Origin of the sequence: Nocardia sp. NPDC057455 (genome assembly GCF_042802775.1) — a bacterium.
GTDB lineage: Bacteria > Actinomycetota > Actinomycetes > Mycobacteriales > Mycobacteriaceae > Nocardia.
On sequence record NZ_JBHVDM010000202.1, the window covers coordinates 1 to 1799 of the forward strand.

The following is a 1799-nucleotide window of genomic DNA, read 5'->3' on the forward strand; positions in this document are numbered from 1 at the left end:
GTGGTATCGATCGGCAGATACGCCGCTCCCGCGGTCAACACACCCAACAACGCGACCGGCAACTCCTCGGTACGCGGCATCGCCACCGCCACCACCGACTCCGGTCCCGCACCCCGAGCGATCAACGCCCGAGCCACCTGATTCGCCCGGCTTTGCAACTGCCCGAACGTCAAGCTGGTGTCGCCGTAACGGATCGCGACCGCGTCCGGACGCAACCACGCCTGCTCGGCGATCACGTCCGGCAAGGTCGCACCGGGAACCCAGGCCCCCGGCACATTCCACGCACTGAGTACCTGATCGCGCTCGCCGGGTGCGAGCACATCGATGTCCCCGACCACGGCGGTGGCATCGGCCGCGACCGCCGCCAGGATACGACGGAATCGGCTCGCGAAGTTCCGCACGGTCGATTCGTCGAACAGGTCGGTCGCATAGCCGATCATCACCGAAAGGCCCTGTGCGCCGGGCTGTTCGGCCAGGGTAATCTGCAGATCGAACTTGGCCGCCGACACCTGGGGATCGATGCCGGACACCGTGAGCCCGGGCAACTCGAGCGTCGCCTGTGCCAGGTTCTGCAGCACCAGCATCACCTGGAACAGCGGATGCCGCGCCGCCGAGCGAACCGGATCGAGCAATTCGACCAAGCGCTCGAAGGGCAGGTCCGCGTGCCCGAACGCCGCGACGTCGGTCCGGCGGACCTCGGCGAGCAACGCGTCGAACGGCGTGCCCGGCTCAACCTCGGTGCGCAGCACCAGGGTGTTGACGAACATGCCGATCAGGTCGTCGAGTTCGGCCTCGCCGCGGCCGGCCACCGGGGTGCCGATCGCGATGTCGGAGGTGCCCGACAGCCGGGCCAGCAGCACCGCGAGCGCAGCGTGCACCACCATGAACAGTGTCGAATTATGTTGCTGGGCCAGTTGTTCGAGCTCGGCGTGCAAATCGGCGTCGATTTCGAAAGCGAAGGTGGCACCGCGGTAGGACGCCTGGGCGGGCCGGGGCCGATCGGCCGGAAGCGGCAGTTCGTCCGGCAGGGCGGCCAGCGCGGAGCGCCAGTACTCGGCCTGTTGCGAGATGAGGCTCTGCGGGTCGCTCTCGGAACCGAGCACCTCTCGCTGCCACAGGCTGTAGTCGGCGTACTGGACCGGCAGCGGAGCCATGGCCGGGGCCGCGCCTCTGCTGCGCGCCTCGTAGGCCAGCATCAGGTCGCGGGTGAGCGGGCCCATCGACCAACCGTCGGCGCTGATGTGGTGCGCGACGAACGCGAGCACGTGCTCGGCCGGGTCGTCCGCGTTCGCGGAAGCGACCTCCAACAATTCCACCCGGAACCCGACCTCGGCGGTCACGTCGAAGCCCGCGGCGACAACCGCGGTCACCGCGGCGATCAGATCGGCCGTGTCGACTCGGGCCGGTGTGAGGCCGATGGGCACCTCGTCCGGAGCCAGCACCTGCTGCACGGGGCCGTTCGCAGTCTGGGGATAGATCGTGCGCAGGATCTCGTGACGCGCCACCAGGTCCGCGACGGCCTGCCGCAGAGCGGCGACGTCCAAGTCGCCGGTGAGGCGAATGGCGGCCGGGATGTTGTAGACCGACGACGCCGGATCGAACTGGTTGAGGAACCACATGCGCTGCTGCGCCAGCGACAACGGAATGCGCTCCGGGCGCGGACCGGCGACCAAGGCTTTACGCCCGCCGGAGCCCACGTGCTGCTCGACTTTCGTGGCGAGTCCGGCCACGGTCGCGGCCTCGAAAATCACACGCACCGGAACACGAGTATCCAACGCCGCACCAACACGCGCCGCCAC

General features: G+C 68.7%; 1 protein-coding gene. It reads right to left on the bottom strand.

Annotated features, from left to right (window positions below):
- Nucleotides 1–1799 (bottom strand): condensation domain-containing protein (locus tag ACFU5M_RS34445; protein WP_379055805.1); only part of this gene is annotated, 1799 nt, incomplete at both ends.